The 15881-nt window shown below is 46.2% G+C and carries 15 protein-coding genes; 10 read left to right on the top strand and 5 right to left on the bottom strand.

Translation table 11 applies throughout. The features are described 5' to 3' along the window. Positions 1-168 precede the first annotated feature (168 nt). The 8 genes from CSH93_RS11490 (at position 169) to CSH93_RS11455 (ending at position 8997) form a co-directional block, all read left to right on the top strand. Positions 169-1440 (top strand): NAD(P)/FAD-dependent oxidoreductase, encoded by a 1272-nt coding sequence (locus CSH93_RS11490; protein ID WP_100643422.1) that lies wholly within the window; start codon positions 169-171, stop codon positions 1438-1440. A gap of 3 nt (positions 1441-1443) precedes the next feature. Then, on the top strand, positions 1444-2067 hold the full coding sequence (locus tag CSH93_RS11485) for a Tll0287-like domain-containing protein (protein WP_205663316.1): 624 nt from the start codon (positions 1444-1446) through the stop codon (positions 2065-2067). A 202-nt stretch (positions 2068-2269) separates the two neighbouring features. Continuing rightward, complete coding sequence (locus CSH93_RS11480; RefSeq protein WP_100643421.1) at positions 2270-3862, top strand: cytochrome ubiquinol oxidase subunit I; 1593 nt, start codon at positions 2270-2272, stop codon at positions 3860-3862. Beyond that, positions 3859-4995 carry a cytochrome d ubiquinol oxidase subunit II gene (gene cydB / locus CSH93_RS11475; RefSeq protein ID WP_100643420.1) on the top strand — a complete coding sequence of 379 codons (1137 nt, stop codon included), beginning with the start codon at positions 3859-3861 and terminating at the stop codon, positions 4993-4995. Before CSH93_RS11480 ends, cydB begins: the two co-directional genes overlap by 4 nt. A gap of 10 nt (positions 4996-5005) precedes the next feature. Then, positions 5006-5116, top strand: coding sequence for a cytochrome bd-I oxidase subunit CydX (gene cydX / locus CSH93_RS11470; RefSeq protein WP_100643419.1), 111 nt, complete (start codon positions 5006-5008; stop codon positions 5114-5116). Then, a complete protein-coding gene (locus CSH93_RS11465) occupies positions 5116-6726 on the top strand; it encodes an ATP-binding cassette domain-containing protein (RefSeq protein WP_100643418.1) in 1611 nt (536 codons plus the stop codon). The genes cydX and CSH93_RS11465 overlap by 1 nt, the downstream gene beginning before the upstream one ends. After that, complete coding sequence (locus tag CSH93_RS11460) at positions 6723-8315, top strand: ATP-binding cassette domain-containing protein (RefSeq protein WP_100643417.1); 1593 nt, start codon at positions 6723-6725, stop codon at positions 8313-8315. The genes CSH93_RS11465 and CSH93_RS11460 overlap by 4 nt, the downstream gene beginning before the upstream one ends. Next, on the top strand, positions 8302-8997 hold the full coding sequence (locus CSH93_RS11455) for an MBL fold metallo-hydrolase (RefSeq protein WP_100643416.1): 696 nt from the start codon (positions 8302-8304) through the stop codon (positions 8995-8997). Before CSH93_RS11460 ends, CSH93_RS11455 begins: the two co-directional genes overlap by 14 nt. On the opposite strand, the gene CSH93_RS11450 is transcribed toward CSH93_RS11455, so the two are convergent. From CSH93_RS11450 to CSH93_RS11440, 3 genes are read right to left on the bottom strand one after another with little or no spacing between them, the layout of a single operon-like run. Then, positions 8986-10260 carry a sensor histidine kinase gene (locus CSH93_RS11450; protein ID WP_100643415.1) on the bottom strand — a complete coding sequence of 425 codons (1275 nt, stop codon included), beginning with the start codon at positions 10258-10260 and terminating at the stop codon, positions 8986-8988. The two genes, CSH93_RS11455 and CSH93_RS11450, sit on opposite strands and share 12 nt — an antisense overlap. After that, positions 10257-10940 carry a response regulator transcription factor gene (locus tag CSH93_RS11445; protein ID WP_100643414.1) on the bottom strand — a complete coding sequence of 228 codons (684 nt, stop codon included), beginning with the start codon at positions 10938-10940 and terminating at the stop codon, positions 10257-10259. The genes CSH93_RS11450 and CSH93_RS11445 overlap by 4 nt, the downstream gene beginning before the upstream one ends. A 19-nt stretch (positions 10941-10959) precedes the next feature. Next, complete coding sequence (locus tag CSH93_RS11440; RefSeq protein ID WP_100643413.1) at positions 10960-12378, bottom strand: S41 family peptidase; 1419 nt, start codon at positions 12376-12378, stop codon at positions 10960-10962. Positions 12379-12513: 135 nt separating this feature from the next. Here CSH93_RS11440 and CSH93_RS11435 point away from each other — a divergent pair, with 135 nt between their 5' ends. Together CSH93_RS11435 and CSH93_RS18010 are read left to right on the top strand one after the other, a co-directional pair. Then, the gene (locus CSH93_RS11435) at positions 12514-13608 is read left to right on the top strand and encodes a type 1 glutamine amidotransferase domain-containing protein (RefSeq protein ID WP_100643412.1); all 1095 of its coding nucleotides are present in this window, start codon (positions 12514-12516) and stop codon (positions 13606-13608) included. A 270-nt stretch (positions 13609-13878) separates the two neighbouring features. Further along, complete coding sequence (locus CSH93_RS18010; RefSeq protein ID WP_205663314.1) at positions 13879-14064, top strand: hypothetical protein; 186 nt, start codon at positions 13879-13881, stop codon at positions 14062-14064. A gap of 3 nt (positions 14065-14067) precedes the next feature. Here CSH93_RS18010 and CSH93_RS18005 read toward each other — a convergent pair whose 3' ends face one another. Both CSH93_RS18005 and CSH93_RS11425 read right to left on the bottom strand, forming a co-directional pair. Next, positions 14068-14292: a hypothetical protein gene (locus CSH93_RS18005; protein WP_205663312.1), complete on the bottom strand. Its 225-nt coding sequence runs from the start codon at positions 14290-14292 to the stop codon at positions 14068-14070. Positions 14293-14392: 100 nt separating this feature from the next. Then, entirely contained in the window at positions 14393-15544 is a 1152-nt protein-coding gene (locus tag CSH93_RS11425) for a serine hydrolase domain-containing protein (RefSeq protein ID WP_100643411.1), read from the bottom strand. Between the last annotated feature and the right edge of the window lie 337 nt (positions 15545-15881).

Below are 15881 nucleotides of genomic sequence, written 5' to 3'. Positions count from 1 at the left end.
GACAAATATGACACAAAATACTGTTCAAAATCCACCCACAATATCACATCTATCATAAATCATTTAAAAACAATAGTTTGCGATCACGCAAACCTTGGCACGCGTTTTGTTTACACCCTATTTACATTTGGGCAGTTACGTTAACTGACAATCAACTAGGACAAGATAATGGCAAAAGTGGTGGTGTTAGGTGCTGGTACAGGTGGAATGCCTGCAGCATATGAAACAAAAGAAATTCTGGGCAAAGATCATGAAGTTGTAGTCGTCAATGAAAGGCCAGAATTCCGCTTCGTTCCGTCCAACCCCTGGGTTGCTGTCGGTTGGCGTGAACCTGAAGCCATTACAATCCCAATTGAGAAGTACCTGAGCAAGAAAAAAATAGGCTTTGTGTGTGCACGTGTGACAGAAATCGATGCTCATCATAACCAGTTAATTACTGAAGCTGGTGAAACCATTGAATACGATTACCTTATCATCGCCACTGGCCCGAAGCTCGCTTTTGGCAATATCGAGGGCTCAGGACCTGAATACTTTACCCAGTCTATTTGTACCTTGGATCACGCGATGCAATGCCACACTGACTTTGAAAAGTTGGTAGAAAATCCAGGCCCCGTGGTAGTGGGAGCGTTTCAAGGCGCGAGTTGTTTTGGACCGGCATATGAATATGCCTTTATCCTCGACAAAGCACTGCGAGATGCCAAAGTACGTCACAAGGTACCAATCCACTTTGTTACCAGCGAACCTTATATTGGCCATCTTGGCCTCGGTGGTGTGGGTGACTCTAAGTCGCTGCTGGAATCTGATTTGCGCGCTAAAGATATCAAGTGGATATGCAATGCCAGCGTAGATAAGGTTGAAGAAGGTGTCATGCATGTATCGGAATTGAACCGTAAAGGGGAAGTGGAATTTACACATGACATCAATTTTAATCATGCCATGTTGATCCCACCCTTTGCTGGCATTGATGCGGTCGCCAATGTTGAAGGACTATGTAACCCCAAAGGCTTTGTGATCACCGACGAATTTCAACGAAACCCGACCTATCCCAATATATTCTCCGGCGGCGTGTGTGTTGCAATCCCGCCAGTAGAAGCAACCCCGGTACCAACTGGGACGCCGAAAACCGGTTACATGATAGAAACCATGATGACCGCCATCGCTCACAACTTGAAATCGATCATCATCGATAATGAAGAGCCCAGCAGCAAAGGTACATGGCATGCGATTTGTTTGGCCGATATGGGCGACACCGGTGCTGCGTTTGTGGCGATGCCTCAAATTCCTCCACGTAACATTACCTGGTTTAAGAAAGGTAAGTGGGTACATTTAGCCAAAATTGCGTTTGAAAAATACTTTATGCGTAAGATGAAAACCGGCACGAGCGAGCCTGTGTATGAAAAATATGTACTCAAAGCACTCGGTATTGAGCGACTGGAATAACGCATGAATTCAGTGCTTATAACCAACCTTAAACGAACAGCAATGCCAATCATGGCACTGCTGTTCAGTGTATCTACACAAGCACAAGTCCCCGCAGAGACTGACGTATTAAGTGAAGCGGAACGCGTGCAATTTGAAGCAGAGGCTAAACAAAAAGTCAGTGTTTTTGCCTCAACACTAAAGCAGGCATTAATGCATGCGGTTAAAACCGGCGGTTTAACTATGGCTGTCGATGTGTGCCATCAGCAAGCGCCTGCCATAGCGCAATCACTGTCGACAGATGGTTGGACTGTGGGCAGAACCAGTCTTAAAGCGCGAAACCCCGATAATCGTCCAGATACTTGGGAATCGGCGGTTTTGACAATGTTTGAAAATCAGCGTCTGCAAGGTGAACCTGCAGGCGACCTTGTTGCAAAAAGTGCTGATGAAAATTCCTTTCGCTTTATGAAGGCTATTCCTACTGGAGAGTTGTGCGTTTCATGTCATGGCTCTTCTATTGAGTCCAACCTAAAAGCAACCATTGATAGCTTATATCCACAAGATCAGGCAACCGGCTTTAAAGTGGGCGATATTCGCGGCGCGTTTACCGTCACAAAATCCCTTCAAACACCCTCACAACTCAAGTAAACCGCATACATAACAAGGTGTTGCCATATATGACAACACCTTTGTCACATTCGACACAAGCACATGAATAATTCACGCCTTGCACGCCAAAATTTGATCTAAATCAATAGTTTTCAGGCTTTTCACACGATGCATTATTGGCACAGTCGATGCTAACTCATGATGTATTTAAATTTCAAAATGCGTCACAAGGAGAAACAGCATGAACGAAACGCTCGTCGAGCTATCGCGACTTCAGTTCGCGATGACGGCCATGTTTCATTTCATATTCGTTCCATTAACGTTAGGGCTCACATTTATGTTGGCCATAATGGAATCCGTATATGTCATGACGGGCAAAGAAATATACAAGCAAATGACCAAGTTTTGGGGCAAATTGTTTGGTATTAACTTCGCCATTGGTGTGGCCACAGGCCTTACCATGGAATTCCAGTTTGGCATGAACTGGTCATATTATTCTCACTATGTTGGTGACATTTTTGGTGCCCCTCTCGCAATAGAAGGTTTAATGGCATTCTTCCTCGAATCTACATTCGTCGGTTTGTTCTTCTTCGGCTGGGACAGAATGTCAAAGGTTAAGCACCTTATGACGACTTGGTTAGTGGCACTAGGCTCTAATTTCTCAGCACTGTGGATCCTCATTGCAAACGGCTGGATGCAATATCCCGTAGGGGCAGAATTTAATTTTGAGTCTATGCGTATGGAAATGACTAGCTTTACCGAAGTGATGTTCAACCCTGTGGCCCAAGTTAAATTCGTCCATACGGTATCTGCTGGATACGTCACGGCTGCTGTTTTTGTCCTTGCGATTTCGTCTTATTACCTACTCAAAGGGCGCGATATCGCCTTTGCACGCCGTTCTTTCGCAATTGCCGCGAGTTTTGGTCTGGCATCAGTACTGTCCGTTATAGTACTCGGGGATGAAAGTGGATATGAACTCGGTGACGTACAAAAAGTAAAATTAGCCGCTGTTGAAGCGGAATATGACACTCACCCTGCGCCAGCCCCCTTTACTGTTTTTGGTATACCCAACGACGAAACGGAGAAAGTCGACTACGCCATTCAAATACCTTATGCCATGGGGATCATCGCGACACGCTCGCTGGATGAAGAAGTGACTGGCCTCAAAGATCACAAAGTTGAACACAGAGCGCGTATTTTATCAGGTATCAAAGCCTATGAAGTGTTAGACATTGTGCGCAGTGGTGAAGCAACTGAAGCGCAGGTAGCACAGTTTAATCAGCATAAAGATGATTTAGGCTATGCCATGCTACTAGAGCCGTTTGCTGAGGATATTACTAATCCCAGTGAAGAAGCCATCGCAAAAGCTGTTGAATATAGCGTACCCAAAGTTGCGCCGTTATTCTGGAGCTTCCGCATCATGGTTGCCTCAGGCGTCGCCATGTTGGTCTTGTTCATATTAGCGTTTTACTACTCAACCAAACACCAAATCACCAAACCTCGCTGGTTATTAAAAGCGGCGGTTTGGAGCTTACCACTCCCTTGGATAGCGTCTGAGGCAGGGTGGTTTGTTGCTGAATATGGTCGTCAACCCTGGTCAATAGCGGAAATTCTGCCGGTGCATACTGCGGTTTCTAACCTCACCGTGACTGATGTTGTGATCACAATGGTGGCTTATTCAACCTTTTACGCGTTGATGTTTATCGCCGCATTCTATTTGATGCAGAAATACGCCAGAAAAGGGCCTTCTGCGACTTTTGCAGAGCAAGAACTACTGCTAGAGAAGGTCTCTGCAGGCCTAGTTGATTCTACCCCTAAAGGAGCACACTCATGATTGATTATGAAGTACTACGTCTTATTTGGTGGGTCTTGGTTGGCGTGTTGCTGATCGGGTTTGCCGTAACTGATGGGTTTGATTTAGGGGTTGGTGCGTTGCTCACATTGGTGGGTAAAACCGATGAAGACAGACGCGTAATGATCAACACCATTGGGCCTCACTGGGATGGCAATCAGGTATGGTTTATTACCGCTGGCGGTGCCATATTTGCTGCATGGCCATTGATCTACGCAACCGCGTTTTCCGGTTTCTATTTGGCCTTAGCACTGACCTTGATCGCCCTTTGGATGCGTCCACTCGGTTTTGATTATCGCAGTAAGTTGCCACATAAAAAATGGCGTTTAATGTGGGATTGGGCGCTGTTCGCAGGTGGCATTATTCCAGCTCTGATCTTTGGCGTCGCATTCGGTAACTTGTTGCTCGGCGTGCCGTTTGAATTGGATAACACCTTAAAAGCAACCTACACAGGAAGCTTCTTTGGGCTACTAACCCCATTTGCACTGCTCGCTGGATTGGTTTCCGTCGCAATGTTACTCAACCATGGTGCAACATGGCTGCAATTAAAAACAGATGATCAGCTTCACCTGCGTGCTCGCAGTGTATCCGTTGTGCTGTCTATTGCGACTGCAGGATTATTCATTGCAGCTGGTTTAGCATTAATGTTCTTCGTTGATGGCTATGTGATTACCTCCACGGTAGACACTATGGCTACCAGCAATCCATTAACTAAGAGTGTTGAAATTGTCAGTGGCGCATGGTTAACCAACTACTCAACATATCCTTGGATGATTGTTGCTCCGGTGTTAGGTATTGGTGCTGCGGTACTTTGTGCCTACGCATCTTATGCAGGAAGAAGTGGTTTGGCTTTTGTCGCCAGCGCATTAACCATCACCGGTATTATCCTAACAGCAGGCTTCTCAATGTTTCCGTTCTTGATGCCAAGCAGCACCATGCCTGAGGCTAGCTTGACTGTGTGGGATGCAACATCGTCATTGCTGACATTGAAAACCATGTTCATTGTTGCATGTATATTTGTCCCCATCGTGTTGAGTTATACCGCATATGGTTTCTGGGTGATGCGTGGTCGTATCAAGCAGTCTGATCTCAACAAGTCACACGCAATATATTAAGGAGAACATTATGTGGTATTTCACTTGGATATTAGGCGTTTTACTCGCCTGTTCATTCGGGATCATTAACGCCATGTGGCTTGAATCTACTGAAGACATGGACAGAACGGACGAGTCTTAATGCAACAGGCAGCAACATCACCAAACAGCCCTGCGCAACAATGGCTAAAAGCAGAAGCGAAAGGTTTGCGAGCGCCCCAGCTGAAAATCCTCAGCGCACGTGTGGTCCAGCTCGCGGCCCAAATAGTCACCTTTGCCCTGTTTAGTTCATTGGTATACCAAGTCATTGTTGATGGACAGAGTGTACAGTTCACGCAACTGTTGCCGTTCATCATCGCAATGACGCTCTGGGCCTGTGGTTGGTTTGCTGCCGATCACTTAACGTATGCTGCACGCTCCGACATATCCAACATGTTCGAGCAGCGCTTACACGGTGTGTGGGGGTCGCGCCAAACGGCCATCACACGCCAATTCACTCCCACATTTTGGCAACAACTTTCATTGACCCATATTCCGGATGTTGCAGAGTTTTTCACTCAATACAGCATCCAAAAATGGCTTGCTGGCATAACACCTTTGATAGTGATTGCTGTCATTTTTCCGGTTAACTATGTAGTCGCCATTAGCCTGCTTTTAACACTGCCCGTTGTTCCCCTTTTCATGGTGTTGGTAGGTAAACAAGCAGCTAACCTGCATCGCAAACATTTCATTGCATTAGAACGCCTTGGTGACATGTTTAGCGACAGACTAAAAGCTCTGCCTTTGCTGGTTGCTACTGATCAACATGCGCCTCAACGAGCTAGATTAGACGACGCTAGCCGTATCGTGAACCGCAAAACCATGAGCGTAGTGTCAGTTGCCTTTCTATCAACGTCTGTACTGGACTTCTTTGCTACCGTTGCTATCGCACTGGTGGCGGTATTTATTGGCTTTACATTGTTAGGCGAAATCAACATTGGCCCAACCATGAATTTCGAACAAGGCCTTTTCATGCTACTCGTCAGCCCTTTGTTGTTTGCCGAGCTAAAAAATTTAGGCCGCTTTTATCACCAAAAAGCCAAAGCTGAGGCAGGTGCTGAAAGACTCGAACAGGTACTTAAGGACACTAAACCCTTGCGTTTCAGTGAACACTTTGACGGCATATCTTGGCTCAATTATCGCGTTGAGGAGCCAGCTATGCATGCCAGCGCATTAACCATAAAGTCCGGTGACTGGATTCTGCTGTCAGGCGCTTCAGGCGCAGGTAAAAGCGTGTTATTAGAAGCGTTAATGGGCTTTCGCCCAGCAACTCATCAGTTTCCTATTCGTCCAACCATGATGAGCCAACAAGCCACCATATTCGACAATACATTGGCCTATAACCTGTCTCTTGAACATACCGATATTACCCGTACTGCCATGATTGACGCTTTACAAAAAGTGGGCTTATCAGATTGGGCAGAAGCACTGCCTTATGGCTTAGATACCCCGCTAGGCGATCATCCACCATTATCCGGTGGTGAGGCGCATCGACTTGCCTTAGCACGTATATTGTTACTGAAACCTGAAGTGATTTTACTAGACGAACCAACAGCGCACTTAACCCTTGAGCAACACAAACAAATCAGCACGTTGTTGCGTGCGCAATTAAAGGATAAGACCGTTATTTGGGCCTCTCATAAACCACTGCCAAAGGAGTGGTTTACTCATCAGTGGTCAGTCGAAACCGGGGAGGTTCAAGTACACGCATGAGCACACAACTTCCACCGCGTAGATTTATGTCCTTGTTGTTGAGCCTGACACTTGCCATTGCTCATTTCACTGCCGGTATCGTTATCTTACTTGTGGCGTCATGGTTTATAGCCGCGTGCGCTATCGCCGGCGTTGGATTTAATTACATGCTGCCAGCTGTCGTCATTCGGGCGTTAGCGCTGATTCGGATCGCCAGTGGCTATTTCAGTATGCTTACGGGGCACAATGATTTACTCGATCGACTCGCGGGTTTGCGCTTGTGGGTTTTTGATTCACTGCGAGACAAACCGGTTACATCTCGGGAAGATTTTCTAGATGCTCTCAATCATGACAGTGAAGAAGTTGCGTCTATCTGGATTTCGTTTGTGGCGCAAAACAGCAGTATTTTGGTTTCGCTAACATTGTTAAACATCGTCAGCGTAGTATTAATTTCGGCGATTTCACTCATTACACTGGCGTTCAGTGTTAGCTTCTTTCTTATCTATTTGGGATTGCTCGCGTCTCTCATCGCCTTATCAACACAGGTTGTGAGAACGCGACGAGCGCTACAACTCAAAATCCATCAACACGTAGAATCCGCCAACATTTGGCACTTGCTGCCCAATCCAATAGCCGCAGCCCCCAAAAGTGCTCCGTTAAACGTACTGATCAACAAGATACAGGCACGTATTCGTGTAGCAAGCATGACATTATTGTTTGCCGGTCTGGTGAGTATATGCAGTATCTTTTTGTTACACAGCGAAGTACTTGCAGGGCAAGCAATGTTCATTGTTGTGCCTATGGCATTGCTTGGTTTAACCGATTGGCTGTCACCCAGTTTAGCGAATCAACGCAAACTGTTGGATTACATTCACGCACGACGTTCTCTGAAGATATTAGACACCGAAGCGGAGCGTTTAAACCGGATTTCGTACCCAACTAATCGAATACAGCTTTCGCAATTCAAAGCCACCAACACACGTATGCCACGCGTAACGACGACAATCTTATCAGGCAGCATGACCATTATCGAAGGCAGCTCAGGCAGTGGGAAGTCACGTTTGCTGCAGGCAGTTGTGGGTTTATTGCCATTTGAAGGTAAACGCTACTTATGCTCTCAAGCAGGCACTACGCCTACGCTGGAGCATACGCAAGGCGTATTGTCTAACGCGTTGTATATAGAACAATTTCCTTACTGCTTATCTGATACGTTGCGCGCCAACCTCACACTTGTCGATGTAGCGCTTAGCGACGAACGCATTCACAACACCCTTGCCGATGTGGGGCTTGGGTACTTGAGTAACTTAGATGAGTGGCTTGGGGAAAATGGACGACCGCTGTCAGGCGGTGAAAAGAAACGTCTTGGCCTTGCCAGAGCAATACTCAGTAGAGCCGACATCGTCCTGTTAGATGAGCCATTTGAGGGGCTTGATGCAGAGAATATTAAACGCGTAAGTGAGCAACTCAACATACTTTGCGCTGAAAAAACCGTCATACTGAGTACGCATATTGTGCCGGACACCTTGCACGTCGATCAGCGAGTTTCATTGGATAGCGATACCCGTGATCAGCATCAAAGCGTTCCAGGATATAGCCATGAAAACGCTTGATATCATGCCGTTCATTGAGCCTAGCTCGCACAGCGTCACCTATGTGGTAAGTGATACCGCCACAGGCCAAGCGGCCATAATAGATCCCGTGTATACTCGTTGCGCCAAACAACAAATCGACACAGCAAGTGCGGATGAGGTTATTCGGTATCTGGATAGCAATAATTTGGATTTACAATGGTTGTTAGAAACCCACACTGACCGCCAGCATTGTAGTGCCTCTACCTATATCAAAGCGCTCAGAGGAGGGGAAATTGGCATCAGTGAACAAATCAAACGAGTACCCGCGGAAGACGTCTCATGGCATATCGTAAACGGACATGCGACTCAGCAATTTAGCGATTACGACTATTTGTTTGAAGAGGGTGAAGTGATCTACCTCGGACATTTAGCGCTCTCCGTTATCTTAACGCCTGGCTTATCCCCCGCCGCAAGCTGCTATCAAATTGGTGAAGTAATATTCGTTGGTGATGCATTGGCGCTATCTGGCATAGAATGCAAAGACAGCTCTGAGCCAAATGGCATCAACAAGTCGTGCCTGCAATCGATGCAAAAACTGCTCGCCAGACCTAATCAAACACGTCTTTTGAAGGGCCATGAAAGCCAAGCTAAGTCGTCATCAACATGGGCATGGGAAAGCACTGTCTTTCAGGAAAAACACCGCCACCTGCTATTTGGATAACGTACCGGCAGGCGCAAAATTAATAGTGATTTTGAATTTTCCATCCACAAATGCAGTCGCTGCATGCCAGCCGAAATGGTCACAAATACGCTGAACCATATGCAAACCTTGTCCAATGCCTTCACTGTCGGGCCCTTTTACATTCGCACTCATCACGTCCTCAACAGGCTCTTGATTGACTGGGTTTGTAAAGGTTAATGCTTGCCCTTGTAATTCCACAGACAAATTAGGCGCACTAGCATGGCGCAAGGCGTTGCTGATCAGGTTATTGATTAAGATGCGCAGTAAATTGGGATTCGCCTGCAAGTGGAAATCGGCGCCTACATTTACATCCAAGGTGAGATCAGACACCCCCATCAAATGGCTATGATTCACCAGGCAATACTCAATTTCTTCCAACAAGCATAGGGTACGTAAATGCATGGATTCTTCGCGAGCCAATGCCAATAACACATCCAGCGTATGTTCAATTTGTCCGACACTGCGGGTTAATTCTTGGATAGTTCTATCGTCTAAAGGCTCTTGATTGTTTATGCGGCGCACGATCATCTTCAAAACGGTGGTCGGGGTGCGAAGTTCATGACTGACATCGCGGGTAAAATCAGCTTCTCTGCCCAGCGCCTGCTCTAGCCGATTAATATTGAGCTCTATGGTCTCGCCAAGATAACCAATTTCATTGTTCGGCAGTGAGTGACTCAAAGCCATGGCTTCGCCGGTTTGATGTTGCTGGATCTGAGCCGCTATCGACTCTATTGGCATGACCATTTTGCGCGCGAGATATCGAGACAACATAAATGCTGCCGCCATCACCACCAACAGTACAGCGAGCAACCAAGGCACTAGCCAAGGTAGATAGTCTCTCGATACTTCAAATTGAGTCACATCCGCCACTAACAAGCGCTCTTCATCGCCTAATTGCAAGGGCTTCAGATGCATTGTCCCACCATCAGGTAAGGGAAATTCGATACGCGTTGGCGATGCGTGATGCAACGCTTGAATATCACTGGGGAGTTGCTCCCAACCTGACAACAATTGCATGAAAGGTACTCTGGGCTCAACAATGTCGAGTGATTGCGCATAGTGAGCTTCAATATAATCGGCTTCGCTGGCGAGTAGACGGTTAAACACATTGTCTTCAATCACCCACGCATAAGACAACATGAGCAAAATCATAATCGTCGCCAGTAGCGCACTGAATCCCACAATAGTCTTGAGCAGTGTAGCGTTTAAGCTTCGACTCGCTTGCATGGTAGGCTTAGTCATTCAGGCACACTGAGTTTGAATCCTATACCGTGCAAGGTCTGCAACATCGGTGCAGCAAACGACTTATCCAGTGATTGACGCAAAGTATAGATATGGGAGCGCAAAACATCGCTATCAGGCATGTCATCGCCCCACACTTTATTGATGATTTGCTGACGACTGACTGCATTTGGATATGCATGTACCAGCAACAGCAATATTTTAAAGTCCGTTTGACTTAAGCGAATGGGCTTCCCCTCACGCTCAACGGTCTGTTGTTTTTCGTTAATGCACAGATCACCAATAAATGTTGAGTGAGACTGGTGTAACTGCTGCCTTCTTGCCAATGCTTTACAACGCAAGGCCAGCTCCTGCAACTCAAACGGCTTAGTTAGATAATCATCAGCGCCCGCGTCAAAACCTTCGGCTTTGTCATTGATACTGTCTCGCGCGGTTAACATCAGCACTGGCGGCACAGGTTCACATAACTGTTTGATTTGTTCACAGACTTTAATACCGCTGAGGTCAGGCAACATGACATCCAAGATGATCACGTCAAAATCATGTTGAATTGCCAGCGCTAACCCTTGCTTCCCAGTGCTTGCGTAATCAACCCTCGCCCCTTGAGAGGCGAGATAATCACACACTTCTGTTGCAATCTGAACAGTATCTTCAACCAGCAATATCGATAACCCTTGCATTCATCTATCCTCAAAAATGCTAGCGAAACTTAGCGCTTTGCCCAATATTTGTTGAGCGGTATTTCGACAAAATATGTTCAACCGCAGCATCTTTACCTTGCTGAAAATCTTGTTGAGTTGATTCAACCAGTATATCAGGAATTACAGGTGCTACCTTTGTATCGCCACTTGGCCTGACCAATAAACGCGTTGCGATATAAGCGCGTAGCTGAGAATTAGGTAAATTAAACAAGTTGCCCTGCGCCGTTTGATTGGCATAGCCTCCCGTTGGCGTGCCTACCAATGTCGCGAACTGGTTATCTTGCACCGTTGTGGCAAATACGATGGCCGCTGAGTATGTTATAGGCCCAATCAACACGTAAACGTCACCATCAAAACGCACATCCTCATCCTGCGGTTCAATATAATCCGTCCATGGCGTCACTTTAATGTCGCCTATATTCCCTTTGTGATGCATCCACCCGCGATTGTTGTGGTTTAGTTTTTCACTCATCTGCGACACCATCAGGAAAGGCTTATGTGCAATATATTGCGCTAAGGCCGTCGCCGTATCGGTATTGCCACCACCATTTTCACGAATATCAATGATCAAGGTACTGATATTGTTTTGCTTTATGCTTGCAAACGCTTGCTCCAGAGCATCTTCAAACAAACCCGGGTCGACATCAAATGTTGCCACTTTCAGTAAACCCACAGCGCCTTCCAATGGCGTAAAAGCAAAGTCGCCCTCAAGGGAGCTATCTTGATCGACAGCTTGCCACCCATCATTCACACCGACCGTCAACGAATGAGTTTGTCCCGCTAGCTGATACGTTATGGCAAATTCATCTACAAAACCATATCCCGCCCACAACATTTGTGGAAAACGCTCCACTGCAACGGCTTCGCGCAGACGACGACTTTCGCCACCGACAAATTCTTGCAAGTTAGCTAAAATTTCTTCTATCGCTACATCATTCACAGAGAGTATTTTAGCGCCTAAAGGTAAGTACTCACTTTCGGATTTGTACTCTTTAATTGTGAACACGCCTTCACTGCTCAGTGTCATTAGGAAAGGGAAGTGCATATGCCCATTCTCGCGCAATTGCATATACTCCTGATACGGCCAAATCAATAAGCTGTGACCGTCTTGGAATGCATGAGACAAACGTCCAACATGGCGGAAGAACGTTTCTCGCGTCATTGGCTCTGTAATACTCGCTTTGATGTCTTTACGCAGAGTTTCCACCATTTTTTCATCAGCGTACTGCGCCAGATCTGGATGAAGTGATTGTGCAGTTTGAATAAACGCATCAATATCAGCATGCAATTGTGCAACAGGTAGCTTTCGCTCTAACAAGGTTGGATCTTCCAAGTCAGGAAATATGTCCAAGTGCGAGCGAGAGCAGCCACTGATAAAGGTAACGGTTAGCATAATGAGGATCAGTAAACGATTCATAAGTTTCTCCTAGTTTCATGCCTGCACTGTAAAAAATTCCCCGTGAAGATTTCGTCAAGCAAAAAAGTCAAACGCTTCACGATCCCGCGACGCTCCTTTTTTTATTCTGCAGCTCAATCAACAGGAGGAGTTGTTATGAACAAACTAATCAAATGTATGTGTGTATGTCTTTGCATTGTAAGCAGCGCGGTACACGCGGAGTCAAAGCGTGTTTTGATGCTTATTTCGAGTAACGGTACAGAAGCAAAACCCGAACTCAGTTATGACTTGGAAGAACTGTCGCAAGCCTATCTGGTATTACATGATAACGGCGTGCAGGTTGACATAGCCAGCCCAAAAGGCGGGGCAGTGCTGGTAAAAACCAATAAAGATTCACTCGATTATATTCAGCGCTTTAAGTCGCTAGCATTGAGCAAACTCGAAAATACACTACCCGCAAGCACTATTGAGGTTAGCGACTATCAGGCAATATTTGTGGTGGGTGGCGCAGGTGCCATGATTGATTTGCCCGTACATGCAGCCACACAGCAAATGCTCACACAAGCGGTGCATCAGGCATTGGTGATCACGGCAGTTTGCCATGGCCCAGCGGCATTATTAGATATTCAAAATACTGACGGCACGCATTTTGTTGCCGGCAAAAGCGTTAATAGTTTTACCAACAGCGAAGAGCACGCATTCAGTGCTGAACACCTCAGCGAATTCCCCTTTTTCATTGAAGATGAACTAAAGGCGCGTGGTGCCCACTATGTGAATAATGCTCCCATGCTGCCGTTTATTGCGGTGGATGGAAATTTGATTACGGCGCAAAACCCTGGCTCTGTAGCAAAAGCAGCAGAGGCCACAGTTCTAGCCTTAGGTTTACCGTTAAAGGCGCGCTCACCATTTGCAGATGAAGCCACAATGGAGCTTATAGCGCTGGCGCGAAGCCTTGGCCCAAATGCCATTACTCGAGCAATCACGCAAACACCCGAAAAATATGATCTCAACTACTTGGCACTGTACGGGTTTTACGCATACAGACTGGCTGATGATGCCACCAAACCATTGGAGTTAGCCATCATGCAAGAAGTCGGGAAGTCGTTTTCGCACCCTGAATATGACAGTCAACTCATTGCCTTTTTACTAGAACAAGGCAAAAAAGATGACGCTATTGAAGCCGTCGCACAATTCAGCCGCAAGTACCCAGAACACGAATATGTAGCAAAACTGCGCGAAATGGTGCAATAACGAACAATCGCAGGCGCTTAACGTTTGGTTAATCGTCTGCTTTTTCGCTTTACTCTGAGCCTATTGTAGATGAATAATTGGTTTATTCTCGTACAACGTATTGTATTTGATGATTATTACTTCTCTTGGAGCGATAACTAGACCGTCACCACAGCTTAGGCGGTGGTCTGCTTCAGACAATTACCGGTCGTTAAGTCTCAAGCAAAATTCAAGGCAAAGAGTAATCAAAGTATACGAGCGAGTGAAACTAACGTTTGCTGGCAGGATATTTTGACAGGTAATTTTGTCACTGGCCTGACAGGTAGCGAAATCCTTGAGAACACTATCAAACAAGACGAAGCCAAAGGCATCAGAAGCAGCACTTACACTCACCCTCTGGGGTTTGTTGGCAATGCAAGTGGATCAACGATAGGCATGTGGGATAATCAGGGCCCAACACCAGTGCAGGGCGATTAGAAGTTATATCCAAATACTGGATATGCCATTGAAGGCAACATTGCCACAACGATTACTGAGTGGTGCGATCAATGGGTTCAAATCAAGCTTGAGCAAAGTGCGGTGTTTGACAGCGAAAAGGTCTGGTACCTCGCAGGACGCCAGACCCAGTGGCACATGATTCGCTAGCCTGGAAAATACTTCCAATGTTTGACCAATATTGATTAAAGAAGCTTTTGTGATACTCAAGCACAGAAGCTTCCTTTTCTTCAGTAGTGCCGCTTAATTTCAGTTGTGCAGCTGCTCAAACCAGATGCCAGCAAATAAAGCAGTTACCCTGACTGTAAAATCAATTTACATACCAATCGGTAATGGTCTTCGAGACTTCAGCACTGTTGATAGACACATTGTTGCACATCACTAAGTTCATAAACTGTTTTTCGATGAGCCTTTCGTATTGGATACTGGCACCCAACCATCCTCCGGAGTGCCTGGCAACCAATCCGTGTTCTGAATTTCGGAGACCCTGACCGTTAGCATAGAGCAGTGGCTCATCTTCTTCCGGGTTAACAGGGATCAGACTGTTCGGCTGCATGAACAATTTCATCAATTTTTCTGGTTGTTGCCCCAGTTTAGGCTGGTAAAACTGGCGATCCCATTTGTGCATGTCGTCAATCGTGGTATGCAGACCACCATCACCCACCCAGAACAGATTAGTCATGTTGTTGACATATACACCTTGTTCGGTGCGATAGTACCCATAGGCTCTATTTGGCACAATTTCGGTGGGGTTGTCAGCAAAGAATGTGGACGTCATGTCCAGTGGTTCAAAAATGTTTTCCTGGCTGAACTCCCTCAGGGTTTTGCCGCTGACCTCTTCCACCAAAATGGCCAGCAACACATACCCCATATTGCTGTATTGCCAGGTTTTATTGGGCTCTATGGCCAGAGGCAATTGCTTGACTAAATCGTGAAACTCACTGACCGTCAGATAGTCTTCATTGCCGATACGGAATGCACGCCCTGACACCGCCTTGAGATTTAGTGCGCCTTCTGGAATGTCATAGTCATCCGGCAGACCGTGGCTTGAAATCATGTCGTAATCACCCATGCCCGCAGTGTGACCAATCACGCTATGGACTGATATCTTGTGACCGTAATCGGGTAAATCGCTGACATACTCCCTGATATCTGAATTCAGGTCGATTTTGCCCTGATCGGCCAGCAGCAATACGGCCATAGCAACAAATTGTTTCGAAACCGATGCCATGCGATGCACGTTGTTGGTCGACATCGGGACGTTGAGTTCAAGGTTGGCCAACCCGTAACCTTTGCGCAATAAAGGTTTCCCTTTTTCGAAAACGCCCACAGAACAACCGGGCTCATCCGCCGGAATCAATTCAGAAAGCTGCTTATCCAGAGTTTTGATGTCTTTTCCGTTTGCGCTGCATGAAACCAACAAGCCAAATGCCAGGCTCGTTAGGAGTTTCTTTCGTCTCATTTTGAATATCCTCAAGGAATGGATTATTAGACAGCATAATCAGGACGCGCCAGAAAGCCAATACACAATTTTTTCATCGCTTTATTTTCAGCGTCGCCTTAAAAGTGTTTTAAGAATAAAAAACATTAACGCTATAGGCTAGACATAGTGACAGGTGAATTTGAGTCTGGTTTTATGTTTTCCTGATGATAGGTGTTTTGAAGTTTGATAGGTTTGTATGTGAGCCGCTAGCAATGGCTTCCTTGCCAAAGATTGACATTTCGGTGTGCAGTTGTTCGTGGTGTTAGTCTACAGACCTTGTATATGGAAAATCATTGTGTGAAGGTCCGCTTCACGC

The organism is Neoalteromonas facilis, from assembly GCF_002807665.1.
Taxonomy (GTDB): Bacteria; Pseudomonadota; Gammaproteobacteria; order Enterobacterales; family Alteromonadaceae; genus Alteromonas_E; species Alteromonas_E facilis.
The sequence above is the reverse complement of the archived record's forward strand: the minus strand, read 5'-3'. Positions and strand labels throughout refer to the sequence as shown.

Bases quoted from the DNA above. Each gene is read 5' to 3' on its own strand.
- CSH93_RS11435 (WP_100643412.1), top strand. From the start codon at position 12,514: ATGAACAAACTAATCAAATGTATGTGTGTATGTCTTTGCATTGTAAGC.
- CSH93_RS11485 (WP_205663316.1), top strand. From the start codon at position 1,444: ATGAATTCAGTGCTTATAACCAACCTTAAACGAACAGCAATGCCAATC.
- CSH93_RS11445 (WP_100643414.1), bottom strand. From the start codon at position 10,940: ATGCAAGGGTTATCGATATTGCTGGTTGAAGATACTGTTCAGATTGCA.
- CSH93_RS11425 (WP_100643411.1), bottom strand. From the start codon at position 15,544: ATGAGACGAAAGAAACTCCTAACGAGCCTGGCATTTGGCTTGTTGGTT.
- CSH93_RS11460 (WP_100643417.1), top strand. From the start codon at position 6,723: ATGAGCACACAACTTCCACCGCGTAGATTTATGTCCTTGTTGTTGAGC.
- cydB (WP_100643420.1), top strand. From the start codon at position 3,859: ATGATTGATTATGAAGTACTACGTCTTATTTGGTGGGTCTTGGTTGGC.
- CSH93_RS11465 (WP_100643418.1), top strand. From the start codon at position 5,116: ATGCAACAGGCAGCAACATCACCAAACAGCCCTGCGCAACAATGGCTA.
- CSH93_RS11450 (WP_100643415.1), bottom strand. From the start codon at position 10,260: ATGACTAAGCCTACCATGCAAGCGAGTCGAAGCTTAAACGCTACACTG.
- CSH93_RS11490 (WP_100643422.1), top strand. From the start codon at position 169: ATGGCAAAAGTGGTGGTGTTAGGTGCTGGTACAGGTGGAATGCCTGCA.
- CSH93_RS11440 (WP_100643413.1), bottom strand. From the start codon at position 12,378: ATGAATCGTTTACTGATCCTCATTATGCTAACCGTTACCTTTATCAGT.
- CSH93_RS11455 (WP_100643416.1), top strand. From the start codon at position 8,302: ATGAAAACGCTTGATATCATGCCGTTCATTGAGCCTAGCTCGCACAGC.
- CSH93_RS11480 (WP_100643421.1), top strand. From the start codon at position 2,270: ATGAACGAAACGCTCGTCGAGCTATCGCGACTTCAGTTCGCGATGACG.
- cydX (WP_100643419.1), top strand. From the start codon at position 5,006: ATGTGGTATTTCACTTGGATATTAGGCGTTTTACTCGCCTGTTCATTC.